Origin of the sequence: Adhaeribacter terreus, assembly GCF_042657365.1 — a bacterium.
Classification (GTDB): domain Bacteria; phylum Bacteroidota; class Bacteroidia; order Cytophagales; family Hymenobacteraceae; genus Adhaeribacter_A; species Adhaeribacter_A terreus.
In genome coordinates, this window is sequence record NZ_JBHSKT010000001.1 from 150,959 (window position 1) to 168,032 (window position 17,074).

The 17,074-nt window shown below is 47.6% G+C and carries 13 protein-coding genes and 1 riboswitch; of the genes, 7 read left to right on the forward strand and 6 right to left on the reverse strand.

All coding sequences use genetic code 11. The features are described 5' to 3' along the window. The first annotated feature begins 114 nt into the window (after positions 1-114). Positions 115-3,465, forward strand: coding sequence for a gliding motility-associated C-terminal domain-containing protein (locus tag ACFPIB_RS00745; RefSeq protein ID WP_378015498.1), 3,351 nt, complete (start codon positions 115-117; stop codon positions 3,463-3,465). A 129-nt stretch (positions 3,466-3,594) separates the two neighbouring features. Here ACFPIB_RS00745 and ACFPIB_RS00750 read toward each other — a convergent pair whose 3' ends face one another. After that, positions 3,595-3,825 (reverse strand): hypothetical protein, encoded by a 231-nt coding sequence (locus tag ACFPIB_RS00750; RefSeq protein ID WP_378015499.1) that lies wholly within the window; start codon positions 3,823-3,825, stop codon positions 3,595-3,597. 187 nt (positions 3,826-4,012) lie between these two features. Further along, positions 4,013-4,109: riboswitch (TPP riboswitch) on the forward strand. Positions 4,110-4,173: 64 nt separating this feature from the next. On the opposite strand from ACFPIB_RS00750, the gene ACFPIB_RS00755 reads away from it, so the two are divergent. Together ACFPIB_RS00755 and ACFPIB_RS00760 are read left to right on the forward strand one after the other, a co-directional pair. Further along, entirely contained in the window at positions 4,174-6,606 is a 2,433-nt protein-coding gene (locus ACFPIB_RS00755; RefSeq protein ID WP_378015500.1) for a TonB-dependent receptor, read from the forward strand. A gap of 245 nt (positions 6,607-6,851) precedes the next feature. Beyond that, positions 6,852-8,030, forward strand: coding sequence for an acyl-CoA dehydrogenase family protein (locus ACFPIB_RS00760; RefSeq protein WP_378015501.1), 1,179 nt, complete (start codon positions 6,852-6,854; stop codon positions 8,028-8,030). 277 nt (positions 8,031-8,307) lie between these two features. Here ACFPIB_RS00760 and ACFPIB_RS00765 read toward each other — a convergent pair whose 3' ends face one another. Beyond that, complete coding sequence (locus ACFPIB_RS00765) at positions 8,308-9,150, reverse strand: TerC family protein (RefSeq protein WP_378015502.1); 843 nt, start codon at positions 9,148-9,150, stop codon at positions 8,308-8,310. Between the two features lie 311 nt (positions 9,151-9,461). On the opposite strand from ACFPIB_RS00765, the gene ruvB reads away from it, so the two are divergent. Next, complete coding sequence (gene ruvB / locus ACFPIB_RS00770; protein ID WP_378015503.1) at positions 9,462-10,493, forward strand: Holliday junction branch migration DNA helicase RuvB; 1,032 nt, start codon at positions 9,462-9,464, stop codon at positions 10,491-10,493. Positions 10,494-10,644: 151 nt separating this feature from the next. Here the strand turns inward: ruvB and ACFPIB_RS00775 are convergent, their stop codons facing one another. Further along, complete coding sequence (locus tag ACFPIB_RS00775) at positions 10,645-11,088, reverse strand: RidA family protein (RefSeq protein WP_378015504.1); 444 nt, start codon at positions 11,086-11,088, stop codon at positions 10,645-10,647. A 205-nt stretch (positions 11,089-11,293) separates the two neighbouring features. On the opposite strand from ACFPIB_RS00775, the gene queG reads away from it, so the two are divergent. Continuing rightward, positions 11,294-12,232, forward strand: a complete 939-nt coding sequence (queG, locus tag ACFPIB_RS00780) for a tRNA epoxyqueuosine(34) reductase QueG (RefSeq protein ID WP_378015505.1) — start codon at positions 11,294-11,296, stop codon at positions 12,230-12,232. Here the strand turns inward: queG and ACFPIB_RS00785 are convergent. The 3 genes from ACFPIB_RS00785 to ACFPIB_RS00795 form a co-directional block, all read right to left on the reverse strand. Next, on the reverse strand, positions 12,229-12,420 hold the full coding sequence (locus ACFPIB_RS00785; RefSeq protein ID WP_378015506.1) for a hypothetical protein: 192 nt from the start codon (positions 12,418-12,420) through the stop codon (positions 12,229-12,231). The genes queG and ACFPIB_RS00785 overlap by 4 nt on opposite strands. A 190-nt stretch (positions 12,421-12,610) precedes the next feature. Beyond that, a complete protein-coding gene (locus ACFPIB_RS00790) occupies positions 12,611-13,423 on the reverse strand; it encodes a ferritin-like domain-containing protein (RefSeq protein ID WP_378015507.1) in 813 nt (270 codons plus the stop codon). A 14-nt stretch (positions 13,424-13,437) separates the two neighbouring features. After that, positions 13,438-14,205 (reverse strand): ferritin-like domain-containing protein, encoded by a 768-nt coding sequence (locus ACFPIB_RS00795; RefSeq protein ID WP_378015508.1) that lies wholly within the window; start codon positions 14,203-14,205, stop codon positions 13,438-13,440. Positions 14,206-14,526: 321 nt separating this feature from the next. Here ACFPIB_RS00795 and ACFPIB_RS00800 point away from each other — a divergent pair, with 321 nt between their 5' ends. Both ACFPIB_RS00800 and aroC read left to right on the forward strand, forming a co-directional pair. Next, positions 14,527-15,963 (forward strand): BatD family protein, encoded by a 1,437-nt coding sequence (locus ACFPIB_RS00800; RefSeq protein ID WP_378015509.1) that lies wholly within the window; start codon positions 14,527-14,529, stop codon positions 15,961-15,963. Next, positions 15,960-17,039, forward strand: coding sequence for a chorismate synthase (gene aroC / locus ACFPIB_RS00805; protein ID WP_378015510.1), 1,080 nt, complete (start codon positions 15,960-15,962; stop codon positions 17,037-17,039). The genes ACFPIB_RS00800 and aroC overlap by 4 nt, the downstream gene beginning before the upstream one ends. The last annotated feature ends 35 nt before the right edge of the window (positions 17,040-17,074 follow it).

Consider the following 17,074-nt stretch of genomic DNA (forward strand, 5'->3'; position numbering starts at 1 on the left):
TGGGCAGGTATGATCGTGCAGAAACCGGAGAACCCTTATTTATACTATTATTTTAATATAAAATCCGGTTCCCCTCATCTTGGCAACCCTAATTTTTTTTATACCATTATAGATATGCGCTTAGACGGGGGCAAGGGAGGGGTAGTTGCTGCTTCAAAGAATACCTTGGTTTCTGCTATACCCGTTGCCTGGAAGCTTACCGCCTGCCTGCATAGTAACAATACCGACGTCTGGATAGTAGTACACGAGGAACAGGGTACGAATAAATTTTACAGCTTTCTGCTTTCTGCTTCCGGTATTTCCCAGCCAGTGGTATCGACTGTTGGGGTAAATTATTTATCCTCTACGCCTTCGGGTACGCTTAAAAGCTCACCGAATAGCGCATTCATCGGCGATGCTATGACTTGGGGTGGTATTACCCAACTGTTAGATTTTAATCGTAGTGCGGGACAATTAACTAACCCGAGAACCTTTGCTTTTGCACCCTTAATGCCTTGGGGAATAGCGTTTTCCCCCGATGTTTCTAAGTTGTACCTGAGCGCCGGAGCAGGTTCTAATGATGGAACAGGTTCTCCCTATCCATCCGCAGTTGAGATCAATCAATACAACCTAAACGCAGGTAGTTTTGCAAATGTACTTGCGTCTAAAACCAAGCTCAATTCCAATGCGAACATATGGTTTCTTGATATGCAGCTTGGAATGGATGGCAAGATTTACGTTTTAAGCAATGGTGCGCGACCGCCCGATCCTATTTCGGGCCAATTTAATTCCCATTTAAGCGTTATTAACTGCCCTAATGCCTTGGGTTTAAGTTGCAACTTCCAGGATACCGTTATTTATCTGAACCGACCTGGCGGCCTCAATCTTCCTGCTATGAATCAAACCCTTTTCCGCAACGCCAACCACCTGCAGGTAATTGCAGAACGGCCCTACATTTGCCAGGGTGAGTCGGATAAATTATCGGCTTTTGGGGCTGGGGCAAGCCAGTTTACCTGGCTTCCGGCGCAGGGTTTAGGCACCACCAATGGCGCAGAAGCCACCGTGCAACCTACAGCTACCACTACCTACACCGTGGTCGGCACCGGCTCCTGCAGCTCCGATACAGCCCAGGTTACCGTGGTAGTGGCCCCGCCGGCCTACGTAAATGCTGGCCCGGACCAAAGCATCTGTTCGGGCGCTACCGTACAGCTGGGCACGGCGCCGCAGCCGGGTTACCGCTATACCTGGCATACTGCCACCAACCTCTCCGACAGTACCATCGCTAATCCCACCTTCTCCGTTGTGAATACCGGCACCACAAACCGCACTTACCAGTTTATTGTAACCATGGAAGGTCCCGGTGCTACCTGCGGCAAAGACAAAGATACGGTGCGGATAACAGTTAAGCCTCAAATTACGGTAAATGCCGGCCCTGCCAGCACTTTTTGCTCGGGAATTCCTACCGTTTTGCAGCCGCAGCAATACAACAGCGCTTATTCCTACAGCTGGTCGCCAGCCACAGGTTTAAGCAATGCCAATACATTTGCGCCTGCGCTTACCTTAACCAATACTTCGGCCAAACCCGATACGCTTACTTATACTTTAAACGCTACGTTTAACGGTTGCTCCCGCAGCAGTCAGGTGCAGGTTATTGTACTACCGGAGCCACGGCCGGTGATCTATGGCCCGGCTTCGGTTTGCCCCGGTTCGCCGCAAATTACCTACCAGGTTCAAAACCCAATTCCGGGCAACAGCTATACCTGGGGCGTACGGGGCGGAACGATCCAACAGATTTTCAGCGACAGCATCCGGGTAAACTGGGGAGCTGCTTCGACCACGGCTTCGGTCTGGGCACTGGGCAGCAACAGTTTTAACTGCCCCGGCGATACCGTTTTCTTTCCTGTAATCATCAATCCGCTGCTGCAAACCGAAAAACCCAAAGGCAACGATACGCTTTGCGAAAACGATAAACTAAACCAACTCTACCAGGTGGCGCGGGCGCAAGGCTCAACCTATACCTGGGGCATCAGCGGCGGCAATATAGTTAGCGGGCAGGGCAGCCATGCGGTGCGGGTAAACTGGCCGGGCTCTGGGCAATACAAGCTTTGGGTGCAGGAATCAGCCCAAACTTCTTTAGCGCAATGCTACGGCGTTTCCGATACTTTGCGCATTACCGTGCTGTTGCTGTCTTCTCCGGATAGTACTTTGGTTGTACAATGCCCGGCGTCCGTGTGTGTGCAGTCACAGCAAAATTACAGCCTGGCCGGTAATGCCGGTTCGGTTTATCAGTGGCAGGTAATTGGTGGCACCATTGCAGGCGGGCAAAACTCCGGAACGGTTCAGGTAAACTGGCAAACGGTAAGGCAGGGCGAAGTAAAAGTGCTGGAAACGTTGCCGAACGGTTGCCCCGGCATTTGGCGTACTTTAGCAGTTCAGGTAAACCCTATCCCGGTAACCACGTTTCCGGCTCGCAATGCTTTCTGCCCCGAAGCCCTTACCCAAACCCACCTGGTGCAGGGCCTGCCGGGCTCCACGTTTCAATGGCAGGTTTCCGGCGGAACGCTGCTGAGCGGGCAAGGCACCAGTCAGGCAACTATCCGCTGGGACAGCCTCAGCCTCAACCATAGCTACAGCGTTATCGAAACTTCGGCTTCCGGCTGCAGTTCGTCGCCGCAATCGGTTGCCGTAGCATTCGACCGTTCCACTCTGAAATTGCTCTCGGTAGGCTTAGACGAAGCGGAAGAAAATCTGATCATGCAATACAAGCTGCAGCACCCGCCGCTCATACCGCCTGCGGACCTCAACATTTTTGCGGAAAACAGGCAGACCGGCCAGTGGGAATCCGTCGGCCAAAGCTCCCCTGCTGATACCGTTTTTCGGGCACCAGTGGCTGCTTTTGAAATGCGCCATTACCGCCTTCAGGGCCGAAACGCTTGCAGCAATGACATATTTTCCCAGGCTCACCGTCCGGTAAAACTCACGGCAGTTGGTCAGGAAAATTCCGGAGAAGTAAAATTAAGCTGGAATACTTATAAAGGCTGGCCGGATACAGTGCAATACGAAGTCTGGTGGCAGCTGGAAGGGCAAACAACTTTTAAAAAGTTGACCGTTACCACCGATTCCAGCCTGACCTTAAAAACTGGCCGAGATGGTTTCCGGCAGCGCTACCGCATAAAAGCAGTGTCGGCAACAGGTCAGGAAAGTTGGAGCCAGAGCGTGAGCATTGAATTTCAAAACGAACTCAACTTCCCCAATATTATTACTCCGAACAGCGATGACCTGAACGATAAATTCACTGCCCATTACCTGCATTTGTACCCGAATAGCACACTGAAGATCTTTAACCGTTGGGGGCAGGAAGTTTTCAGCAGCGAAAATTATACCGGTAACTGGCAGGCAGAAGGGTTGAGCAGCGGCACATATTTTTACCTGTTGCAAACCACTACTGGCAAAAGTTTTAAAGGCTGGGTGGAAGTGGTGAAGTAATGGTTTTTGGGAAATAAAACTGCAATAGCACCGCCCTGAAGCGACAATACTTTTTTTTACATTTTCACTCCAAAAACCTACCGTTTTTAAAGCAAAAAGCCCCGGATTGCTCCGGGGCTTTTGTATGTTTCAGGTAAGTTGCGGTTTCGGTCTTTTTGGGCGGTTGTAATCCGGTTCAAAATCGTTTATCGGCAGGGAAATGCCGGGTGGCAGGTCCAGGTCTGGCAGATCATCTTGCAGCGGTTCGCCGCCATCATCGTCGTTGTCGCCGGAAGAGGGGCGCTGAAAACGGTTCCGGGGAATAACCGCAAAATAAGCCAGCATGGCCAACACCACAAGCGAGTAAAAAAGGCTGATCATATTCACGGCAGATTTAGTTTAAAATAAAGAGATTCAGGGGCTCAGAAAGAAAACCTGTTCTCATAAAACGTAGAACTCCGGTTGGTGGTTTTCTAAATATATAGAGATTTTAAGTAACCAGAATCAGAATGATGGCAGACATAAAAAACGCTATGGTTTTGATATAAAAAACTGAAACCGTACCTTTGCGGCAGTTTAGGGGTGCCTTAATATAACGGGCTGAGATTATACCCATTGAACCTGATCCGGGTAATGCCGGCGAAGGGAAAACATGGTAAAACTTATAAAGAAAGCAGGCTGCAAGCCCCTCGTGGCCTGTCATGTTTTATCAATCTCATTTTTCTTTTTATGTCCAATTTTTTACGCGCGCTGGCAGTTTTTATGCTTTTGCCTGCTTTTGCTTTCGCGCAATTCTCCCTTTCCGGCACCGTGCTCGATGCCGAAAACCAACCCTTGTCCGGCGCTTCGGTGCAGCTTTCTAACCAGAAAGGCCAGCTGGCCGATGCTTCCGGAAACTTTAATTTCACCAACCTGGAAGCCGGCAATTATACCGTTCGGGTTACGTATCTGGGCTTCGAACCAATTACCGAAACGGTTGCACTTTTTACCGACAAAACCCTATCGTTTTCGTTGCAGAAAAGCACCATCCGCACCGGCGAAGTAGTAATTACCGCTACCCGCGCCAACGACAAAACCGGTACTACGTTTACCAACGTGAGCAAAGAAGAGATCGAAGAACGCAATTTCGGGCAGGATATTCCGTATCTGCTGGAGCAAACGCCTTCCGTAGTTGTAAATTCCGATGCGGGCGCGGGCGTGGGTTATACCGGCATTCGTATTCGGGGTTCGGATATTACGCTCATTAACGTAACCGTAAACGGCGTGCCCATTAACGATCCGGAAAGCCACGGCGCCTTTTTCGTGAATATGCCCGATCTGGCTTCTTCGGTGCAGGATATGCAGGTGCAGCGCGGCGTGGGAACTTCTACGAACGGTGCAGCGGCTTTCGGTGCGAGTCTGAACATTCGGACGCTGGGTTTGAATCGCGATGCATACGTGGAAGCCACCAACGGCTATGGCAGTTTTAACACCTGGCGGCATACCGTTTCGTTCGGAACCGGTCTGATAAACGATAAATTTACCATAGATGCGCGCCTTTCTAAAATTTCTTCCGATGGCTACGTAGACCGCGCAACTTCCGACCTGAAAAGTTATTACCTGGCCACGGGTTATCACGGCAAAACGGGCAGTTTGAAATTTGTAACGTTCTCAGGTCGCGAAAAAACCTACCAGGCCTGGAACGGCATTCCGCAGGATTCGCTGAAAACCAACCGCACTTTCAACAGCCTGGCCTACGAAAACGAAACCGATAATTACCAGCAGGATCATTACCAGCTGCATTATTCCAAAAACTTCGGCAGCAGATTCGATCTGGGCGGGGCGTTCCATTTTACCCGTGGCCGAGGCTATTACGAGCAATATAAAGAAAACCGCAAGCTGGCGAATTACGGCATTGAACCGCTGGTTCTCGGCGATACCACCATTGCCCGCACCGATCTGATTCAGCAGAAATGGCTCGATAATTATTTCTACGGCGCAACGTTTGCCGCCAATTATTTCGCGCCTTCCGAACGCTTAACCGCTACCTTGGGCGGCGGCTGGAACAAATACCTCGGCGACCATTTCGGCGAAGTGATCTGGGCGCAATATGCTTCCAACAGCAACATTCGCCACCGCTATTACTTCAATGACGCCGTTAAAACCGACTTCAACATCTTTGCCCGCGCCAATTTCCAGGCCACCGATAAACTCGGTTTCTTCGGCGATCTGCAGTACCGCACCATTGGTTATGAAATTGAAGGCATAGACGACAACGGCGTGGACGTAACCATGAACGAGGTAAACTACAATTTCTTTAATCCGAAAGCCGGCCTTACGTACGCCCTGAATCAGAACCAGGTATTTTACGGTTCCTTCGCAGTGGGCAACCGCGAACCGGTGCGCTCCGACTTCACCGACCAGACCATGACCGGAGAAACCGCCCAACGCAACGCGCTTCCTGAAAAAATGCTGAACTGGGAAGCCGGTTACCGCCTTCGTGGCCAAAACGCTATGCTTTTCGGCACCAAAACCCGCTACACCTTGGATGCGAATTTATTTTACATGGATTACCAGAACCAGCTCGTACTAACCGGTCAGCTGAACGATGTGGGCTCGCCGCTGCGCACCAACATTAAAGACAGCTACCGCGCCGGCGTAGAACTGGCCGGTATGCTGAACCTGAACGAACGCGTAGAACTGAGCAGCACACTTACTTTGAGCCGCAACAAAATTCAGAACTACACCGAAACCGTGTATGTGTATAACGAAGATTACGTGCCGGAAGCCATCATCGAGAACAACTATTCCGAAACCAATATTTCGTTCTCGCCGGAAGTAATTTCCGCCCATAAACTGGAAGTACAACCGCTGAAAGGCTTTAAAGTGGCCGCCCTCTACAAAACTGTAAGCAAGCAATTCTTAGACAACACCAGTTCCGAAGACCGTATGATTAACGGTTACGGCGTAATGGACCTGCGTTTGCGCTACACCCTAAAACCAACCTTCATGCGCGAACTCGAATTTGCTTTGCTGGTAAACAACGTTTTGAACCGCAAATACGAAGCCAACGGCTATACTTTTAGTGAAATGTATTCCGGCGATGCTACGCGTTATGATTACAATTATTACTATCCGCAGGCTACGCGTAATTTTATGGTAAGCGTAGGGTTGAAGTTTTAAGGTTGTCGGAATTTGGATTTGTCATATTAAAGGATTACTGGATTTTCTGAAAGAACGAATTCAGCAGGTAGCGCAGGGTTTACACCCTGCGCTACTTTATTTTTAAACGCTCTGAATTTCAAGAAATTTAATCCTAAAATCCCTTAATCTAACGAATCCAAATTCCGACAATTATAAAAACCAAACACAAATTTTTTCCTACAAACCAAAACTTTACCTTTGCGAAGCATTTACTCTGAACAATTATGGCTTATAACCCTACCGAATTTTTAGATTACTTCAACATCGACGACCTGTTGACCGATGAGCACAAGCTGATCCGCAAGTCTATCCGCGATTTCGTTAAAAAAGAAATTTCCCCGAACATCGAAAAATGGGCGCAGGACGCTTATTTCCCTTCCGATATCGTGAAGAAATTTGGCGATGTGGGCGCGTTTGGCCCGACAATCCCGGAACAATACGGCGGCGGCGGCCTTGATTATATTTCCTACGGTTTAATTATGCAGGAAATTGAGCGCGGCGATTCTGGTATGCGTTCTACCGCTTCGGTACAGGGATCATTGGTAATGTACCCGATCTATGCCTACGGTTCAGAAGAACAGCGGAATAAATATTTGCCAAAATTAGCCAGCGGCGAATGGTTAGGTTGCTTTGGTTTAACGGAGCCGGATTTCGGTTCGAACCCGGGCGGCATGCTGACCAATATCAAAGACATGGGCGACCATTATTTGCTGAACGGCGCTAAAATGTGGATCTCCAATTCTCCGGAATGCCAGGTTGCGGTGGTTTGGGCGAAAAACGAACAAGGCCGCATTAAAGGTGTGATCGTAGAGCGCGGCATGGAAGGTTTCACTACGCCGGAAATTCACAACAAATGGAGCTTACGCGCCAGCTGCACCGGTGAATTAGTATTCAACAACGTTAAAGTTCCGAAAGAAAACCTGCTGCCAAACGTAGATGGCCTGCGCGGTCCGCTGGGTTGTTTAGATTCTGCCCGTTTCGGTATTGCCTGGGGTGCTATTGGCGCGGCAATCGATTGCTACGAATCTGCATTGAAATATTCCTTAGAGCGCATCCAGTTTGATAAGCCAATTGGTGCTTTCCAGTTAACGCAAAAGAAATTAGCCGAAATGCTGACCGAAATTACCAAAGCGCAGCTAATGGTTTGGCGTTTAGGCGTGCTGAAAAACGAAGGCAAAGCTACTACCCAGCAGATCTCCATGGCGAAACGCAACAGCGTAGACATGGCGCTGCACATTGCCCGCGAAGCCCGCCAGATCCACGGCGGTATGGGTATTACCGGCGAATATCCGATCATGCGCCACATGATGAACCTGGAATCGGTAATTACCTACGAAGGAACGCATGACATTCACTTGCTTATCACTGGTGCGGACGTAACCGGTATTCAGGCGTTCAAGTAAGGATTTCCGATTGTTCGAAGTTCGAATGGTTGACTTTTTTGGCTGAAAAGCCTACCGTTTTAATAAGAAAAGCAGTTCAGAGATGGGCTGCTTTTTTGTTTTAGGCTTCATTTATTGCGTCATTTCGACGTCAGGAGAGATCTCCAGAGGAAGGTAGTAGCGTTTACATAAAATTAAATACCAACGATTGTCAGCTTTTATCTGTTTTTAGAAGCCAGAATAAAAGGTGCTACCAACTTGAGGCGATCTCTCCCTGCGGTCGAGATGACTTCTGGCTTTAATCCAGCTCCAGTACGTTTTGCACGCCTTTTGAATGTTTCGGGTAATTGAATAGCAACGCCGTAATAATAGGAACCACAAAGATCAGCAGTGTAATTATAGAAGTGCTAATTTCGGCGGTATGGCTGCTTAAAAATTTACTCAATGTATCTTCCGGGCGGAAATGGCGGTATAGAGAAAGAATACCCAGTTTAAAGCCTAACACGCCAATAACTACAAATGCCGAAGTTTCCAGGAACGGGAATTTACCCATTAGTTTTACGAACCATTGGGCAATAAACCGCATGCCTAAAATACCAATAAAAACGCCTAACCAAATAGCAATGATGTTTGGCGTGTAAGCCGCCGCAGCCAGCACGTTATCTACTGAAAAAGCCAGGTCCATGAGTTCTACCAGAATTACGGTGGCCCAGAATTGTCCGAACAAGCCGCGGGTAATGTTGTAGAACCAGCTTTTGTTCACGTCAATTCCTTCTTCTTCATCAGCTTTGTCTTTGTTTCTGAAATGGTCGTAAACCAGGTAAAGCAGGTAAATTCCGCCCACTGCTTCGAGCCACCAGATGGTTGTTAAAAAAGCCGCCAGCACCAGACAGATTCCCCGGAAAATATAGGCTCCCAGAATACCATATTTCAAGGCCCGGTTGCGTTGTTCTTTGGATAGTTCCATAACCATGGTAGCCAGCACAGCTGCATTATCTACCGAAAGCAAACTTTCAATGATGATGAGCATCCCGATAATGGGAATGAAGCGTGGGAACTCGGTGTAGAATTCGTGCCACTGGGCGGGAACGTTCGAAAAATAGTTAAGAATGTAATCACCAAGGCTGGCTGAAACTTCCATAAAGGCAGAATAAAAATGGGTTTTAACTTCAAAGATAACGCATTTGTTACATTTTTTCAGGCTGCCCGGCCAGGATTTTTAATTGGCAAGATGCTTTCGGTCTGAAAACTACCTGAGTAAGAAAGGAAATTAAAATTTGGTAAATTGCTAACAGCATTAGATAAGTGAGAATTAGTAGTAATAATTTTAGTAAAAATCTGTAAATTTGTATAGCTGCCGGGACTTATTTCGATAGCAAAAACGTTACTGAAAAGCCGCCTGAAACTGCTATAAAAGCAAGTTGAAACGGTATCAGAATTGGGTAAAAAAGTATGAGAGAAGAATATTTGACCGGTTCGGACGAGTACATGTCGCCGGCCGAAAAAGAGATTGATAAGGCGCTTCGGCCGCTCGATTTCAGCGATTTCACCGGCCAGGAAAAGGTGGTGGAAAACCTGAAGATCTTTGTGGAAGCGGCGCGCCGCAGGGGAGAGGCTTTGGATCACGTTTTACTGCACGGACCTCCGGGTTTAGGTAAAACCACGCTGTCGCATATTATTGCCAACTCGCTGAATTCCAATATTAAAATCACATCGGGTCCGGTTTTAGACAAGCCTTCTGACTTAGCCGGTTTGCTTACGAACCTGGAACAGAACGACGTGCTTTTCATCGACGAAATTCACCGCCTGAACCCGATCGTGGAGGAATATCTGTATTCGGCGATGGAAGATTACAAGATCGACATTATGCTGGATTCCGGTCCGAATGCGCGTACCGTTCAGATCAGCCTGAACCCGTTTACGCTGATCGGAGCAACTACGCGTTCTGGTCTGCTTACCGCGCCGCTGCGAGCACGTTTCGGAATTAATTCGCGCCTGGAGTATTACGATTCGGCATTATTGACTTCCATCGTAAAGCGTTCTTCCGAAATTCTGGGTTCACCTATTCACGAAGATGCTGCGTTTGAAATTGCCCGCCGGAGCCGCGGTACGCCGCGTATTGCCAACAACCTGCTGCGCCGCACCCGCGATTTTGCCCAGGTAAAAGGCGACGGAACCATAACCGTAGATATTGCCAAATTTGCGCTAAACGCCCTGGACGTAGACCAGAACGGCCTCGATGATATGGACATCAGAATTCTAACTACAATCATCGAGAAATTCAAAGGTGGTCCGGTTGGTATTACGACTATTGCCACCGCCTGCGGCGAAGAAGCGGAAACCATTGAAGAAGTATATGAGCCGTTCCTGATCCAGGAAGGTTACATTATGCGTACTTCCCGCGGCCGTGAAGCTACCGCTGCCGCCTATCGCCACTTAGGTAAAATTCCACCACAACAGATCGGTACGCTGTTCGATACGTAATGTAGAGACGTAATATATTACGTCTTACAGTATTGCGTTTCAAAATATTGCGACTTTTCCTGCCGAAAACGGTAGCGTTTTGAACAGAAAAAGTCGGAAGATTCAAACAAGAAGAGCTGGCCAATTGGTCAGCTCTTTTTTATTTTTGTCCTTATTCAGTTTTATTGATCTCGACAATAAGTTCTACTTCCAGCACCGATTTATTATCCAGCAAGCGCGTAACTTCCACCCAGGTTGCGGCCGGCGTATGCGTGCCGTAATATTTTCTTCGGATGTCTTTATGCTTTTTCACGGCCTCAATGTCTTTGGCATAAAGGTTTTCTTTTACAACGTGGCTGAAATCGAGCTTGTATTTTTTTAGCGTCGTTTCCAGCGTTTTATAAACCCGTTCCATAGCTTTATCCATGTCGCCGTTGCCAACTGTGCCCGAAATATAAAGCAGATTGCCACTGCGGTAAGCCTGCGCATAATTCCAGTCTTTTTCCGAAGGGTGTAGGTGAAATATTTTGCCATTCTGCTCAACAATGCCCTGGGCCTTGCCTTTCCAGGCCAGCAGTAACAAAAATAACAGGATCAGGCCAAGTGTTTTTTTCATAGTTTAGGAAATAAGGGATATTAATTGGTTTGGAGTTAAGACAAGCGTGGAAGTAAAAACCCTTAGCCAAATGCAGTTTTCCGGGCAAAATGTATGTAAAAAACGCTATGGAATTCAGGTTAAAAACTCAAATCAGGAAACAGATACAGGAAGTGAAATTTTTTAGCCGGATATTTGTTCTTTCTTAGATCCGTATTTTCCCGTTTTGAACAAATCACATTATACCCGTTTCATAAAACAAAAGGCAGCCGAACTTGGCTTTTTCTACTGCGGCATTTCCAAAGCAGATTTTCTGGAAGAAGAAGCGCCGCGGGTGGAAAACTGGCTGAAAAAAAATATGCACGGCGAAATGGGATATATGGCCAATCATTTCGATAAGCGGCTTGATCCCAGAATTTTAGTGCCCGGTGCCAAGTCAGTAGTTTCGCTGTTACTCAATTATTTTCCGGAAGAACAGCAGCCCGAAGATTCGCTGAAAATTTCGAAATATGCTTACGGTACTGATTATCATTTTGTAATAAAAGACAAACTGAAAATCTTGCTGGAGGCTATAAACGAAGAAATTGGCGAAGTAGGAGGCAGGTGTTTTACCGATTCGGCGCCGGTGCTGGACAAAGCCTGGGCAAAGAAAAGCGGTCTGGGTTGGGTTGGGAAAAATTCGAACTTAATAAACCCGAAAAGCGGCAGTTTCTTCTTTATCTCTGAGCTGATTATTGATTTGGATCTGGAACCTGACGGTCCGATAAAAGATTACTGCGGAACCTGCACACGTTGCATAGATGCCTGCCCGACCGATGCCATTACGCAACCATACGTGGTAGACGGCAGCAAATGCATTTCCTATTTCACAATAGAATTAAAAGGGCAGATCCCGGAAGAAGTAAATGGCAAGTTTGGCAACTGGGTATTCGGCTGCGATATTTGCCAGGACGTTTGCCCGTGGAACCGCTTCAGTAAACAGCATAACGAACCCGCGTTTAACCCCCACGAAAAACTCCCGCAGCTAAACGCTACAGATTGGCAGGAAATAACCCAGGAGGTTTTTCAGGAAATATTCAGAAAATCTGCCGTGAAACGAACCGGATTTACCGGTTTGCAACGGAATATCAGGTTCATAACAGATCTAAAAGAACCGTTAGATTAAGCTTCTGCTTTCGCGAATACTTGGTTTAAAACCGGGGCGTGTAGGGTGGCAAATTGAATATAGCACCAGTGTTTTAACTCATTCAGTTCTTCCTGAACCAATAAAGTGAAAGATTTACGCAATTCTTTTTCAAACAGAAACTGATCGAAGCTTACTTTAACCAGAATAGTTTTGATGTACTCTAACATGTTGTTTTTTGTGTTCTTGTGTTGCGCGTACAGGTTTTACGGCAGTGAATATACGTCATTCCCCCGCTCCAGAGTTTCAATTGTATAATTGTTTACAGATTTTTTTGGTAAACGGTATGATTTAGGAGGTAAAAACACAGAAGGCAGGTGTTGTTTACCTGCCTTCTGTGTTTGAAGCGGGATTTTAAATTTAAACAATAAAGGGATCTACAATGGCCAGCACTGCGTTCATATCCAGTGGTTCATCAAACGCTTCGGTGCCAATATTCTGGCTGCTGCCGGCCAGCGTAGAAACATTTACGCCGCCCTGGGTTATGTTGTCTTCGCCGTCGTAAATGGGTTGGGTGGCCGCAGGCATGTTGCCGCCATCTTTGCCGGTTATCCAGCCTTTCTGGCTGCGCATCCGGCGGATGTGGGCAGCGTGGCGGGCTTCTACGGAATGTATCTGTAACGCGGCCATAAGTACATTATTGTCCGTGATCTTATCGGCCTGACCTTTATAGGCGCGCACGCCAGTATCTTCAAATGCCTGGGCTACGGCTAAAAAAGTCTGGTAATTGGTCATTACATCGGCAAAGGCGCCACCAGCGGTAAAATCAAACGTTGGTTTAGTGGCCGGTGTACCGCCGGCCGCTGTAATAGCCGTTTTCAGGAAGTTTACGTGCGCATTTTCATGATCGCGGATGGTGGTAATGGCTCCGATCGGAGCGCCGGCCGGAATAAAACCGGAAGATCCGTTTGGTGCTTTGGCTACGGCCATGGTATAGAATTCGGCTTCCAGGTACTCCAGCGTAAGTGCGTAATTCAGAATTCCGATCAGGCCGCCGGAAGTCTGGCCGTAAGCTTTCATGAACATCGAACCAAAAGCAATCGGCACTGCAGCAACCGCGAGTTTTTTTCCGAAACCGGCAAAATGTTTAAAAACCTCGCGGCGGGAATCGAGCTTTTCGTAAACTTCCGGGTCGGTTTTTTCTATATCAGTGAGTATTTTATATAAGTTCATAAACGGGCCTCCTTTTATTTCGGTAAATTATTCAGGTTAATGTTGGTAGTAATGTATTTGTCAGCAGCGGTAATTACCTCCAGCGGCATCATGGCTTTATCCAGACCATTGGCATCTACGGCGGTGCTGTCGGCAAAAGAACCGTTGCTGATCAGATCGCGGATCACGGCGGCGTGGCGCGCTTCTACTGAAACAATTTTACCGGCAATTAAAAGATAAGCTTTATTCTGAAGGAGTTTTCCGGCGCCGTTATAAGCTGCTACACCCAGATCTTCGAAGGCTTTGGCAGTAGCGAGCACGCTGCCCCGGTCTGTAAAATTAATGGAAGTGAAGTTTACTTTCAGGTCCGGAATGGGCGTGGCGCCGGCAGCGGTAATGGCTTGTTTAAAGAAGTTGCGGTGCGCAATTTCGTGGTCACGGATGTCGGTCAGGATCTGTTGTTCGGCAGTAGAAGCTCCGGAATAAAAACTAGCCACCACCTGGGTATAAAAGGCTGCTTCCAATTGTTCCAGTGCATACGCATAATTCAGAATTCCTACGTCGCCGGTTCCCAGGTTCACCGCATCGGTGGCCGCCGGGTTATTGGCCGGGTCTACCACTTCATTATTAGCGGGTGGCGGAGTTGCATCGTCATCGTCGCTGTCGCAGCCGGTTAAGATCAGGCCGGTGAAAGCAGCCGTTAAACCGGCATATTTGAGGAACAGCCGGCGCTCCATAGGTTTTTCGATCGTGGTAATAATGCCGCTATCGGTTTCATGTTCCTGGTAAATTTTTTTGGACATAAACATTAACAGTTAAAAGTGAATAATAAAATTGAAAGAAGGGAAAACTGAATGTTTAAATCCAAAGTTTGAATATTAAACAATGATGATATAAAGGAAAAGGTAATTTAAGTGCGGTTGGTTTTATACGCGCCTTGGTTTTAATTAGTTTGGTTGTTATTGGCTGTGTTTAGATATTTTTTTGTTTTGGTTTTTTAATTTGAATGAAGATAAAATGTTTAAAAAATTAAATTAAAAATTACACATTGTTTGAGTGTAGAAAACGGTATCCTGAATAAGCAGAAAAGTGTAAATTTGAATTCCGGAAGGTTAAAGCCATTCATGAAAAAACGCCTCATACTTTTTTGCCTTATTTTGCTACCGTTTTTGCCGGCTTATGCGCAGGAAATTGTGGTGAAGCTGGGCAAAAGTCCGGTGCCGATAGACGAGTATTTTACCATTTCGGTAACGCTGAAAAACCAGCAGTTAAAAACCATCGGGAAATTTCCGGAGATAGAAGGCTTTGAGAAAAGCAACCGGTTTTCTTCCACCCAAACCAATACCGTAAACGGCCAGGTATCGTCGGTGGAGCAAACCATTACGCAGAATTACGCGGCCCTGAAAGAAGGCGAATTTCCGATCAAACCTTTCAGTATAGAAGTGAACGGCCGCAAAATAGAATCGAAAGGCGGGATGGTAAAAGTTGATCCGCCGGCTGCAAAAGCGCCTCCGCTGCAAGGTTTCGGCCTGCTCGATGAACTTTTCGGCAAACAAAAACCCCAGGAATACATCGATAAAAAGGAAGACGCTTTTCTGGCTTTCAGCACCGGGAAAGATGAAATATTTGCCGGCGAAGGACTGTCCGTAAATTTATCGTTCTACGTGGCCCGCGGCGATGAAAGGCTGCTCGATTTTTACGAATTCAACCGGCAGTATTCCGAAATGCTGAAAAAGCTGAAACCCGCCAATGCCTGGGAAGAAAGCTTTGCCCAAACGAGCGTAGAACCCGAAATTATAACCATAGACGAAAAGGAATACCTGCGCTACAAACTCTACGAAGCCGTTTATTTCCCCATCAATACCGAGCCGCTGCTTTTTCCTTCGGTAGGCCTGAACATGATCAAATACCGGATCGCGAAAGAGGCTGACTTTTTTGGCGATAACCGGCTGCCGTCGTATAAAACCTATTATACCGCGCCTAAAATTGTAACCGTAAAACCGCTGCCGCCACACCCGTTGCAAAGCGGCGTGCCCGTAGGCGATTACCGCCTGAATGAACAATTAAGTACCCGCAAATTTACGGTTGGCAAAAGCTTTACCTATACCTTCGAAATTGCGGGCGAAGGCAATTTAGCCGTTTTGAATGCGCCGGTGCCGGAGCCGGTTTCCGGGCTAGAATTTACCACGCCTGACGTGCAGCAACATATTATCCGGCAAAACGGTAGGGTTTCGGGCCGGAAAAGTTACGCTTATTTCGTTACGCCTAAAAAGCCCGGAAACTTCGATCTGAAGCCGGTTTTTAGCTTTATTTTCTTCAACCCGAATACCGCGCAATACGATACGCTGTATTCGGAACTGACGCTGAATGTAACCGGCGAAGCGGATAATGATGCTGCTATTCAGGCCAAAGATATGGGCGAATTTTACGAGCGGATAAAAGATGAAAGCAACGAACTGATAAGCCTGAACCAGTTTACGCAGGTTAAAATGTACACTAATCTGGTGGTTGTTTTTCTGGCGGCCATTTCGCTTTTCCTGTTTTATAAAAACCGCGCATGAGCAATTCTTACGGCAAACTTTTTCGCATTACAACTTTCGGCGAATCGCATGGCAAAGGCGTGGGCGTGGTAATTGATGGTTGCCCGGCTGGCCTGGAAATCTCCAGGGAAGAAATTCAGTTGGCTTTAAACAGAAGAAAACCCGGGCAAAGCAACTTAACTACGCCGCGCCAGGAAGCTGATCAGGTGGAGATCTTATCGGGCATTTTTGAAGGGAAAACGCTCGGAACGCCGATTGCTTTGGTAGTTTATAACCAGGACGCCGAAAGCAAAGATTACAGCCATATTCAAAACGCTTTCCGCCCGTCGCACGCCGATTATACTTACACCGCCAAATACGGTCACCGCGATCACCGGGGTGGCGGCCGCAGTTCAGCCCGCGAAACGCTGGCGCGCGTGGCTGCTGGCGCAATTGCGGCAAAACTGCTGGAAAGGCAACATGTAAAAATTGCAACCTACGTTTCGCAGGTTGGTAAAATACAAGTGCGCAAGCCTTACCAGCAACTCGATTTCAGCAAAATAGAAAGCAATGCGGTGCGTTGTCCGGATGGTAAAACGGCCAGCCGCATGATCCGTTTAATTGAAGAAACCCGGGATAAGCACGATTCGATTGGCGGCGTGGTAAGTTGCGTGATACAAGGTGTGCCGGCCGGCTGGGGCGAACCGGTTTTCGATAAACTGCACGCCGAATTGGGCAAAGCGATGCTGAGCATAAACGCGGTAAAAGGCTTCGATTACGGTTCCGGTTTCGATAGCCTGGGCATGACCGGCTCGCAGCACAACGATATTTTCTTTCAGGATTCCAGCGGAAATATTCAGACCAAAACTAATTATTCCGGCGGCATTCAGGGTGGCATTTCCAACGGGCAGGATATTTATTTCCGGGTTGCTTTTAAACCGGTAGCCACCATTCTGCAAACCCAAAACAGCATCGATGCCCAGGGAAACGAAATTCAGCTGGAAGGCAAAGGCCGTCACGACCCTTGCGTTTTGCCGCGCGCCGTTCCCATTGTAGAAGCCATGGCAGCCTTGGTTTTAGCCGATTTTATGCTGCGCGCGCAGGTTTCGAAGTTGTAAAAACGGTAGGGTTTCGGGCTTAAAAAGTAAAAGGC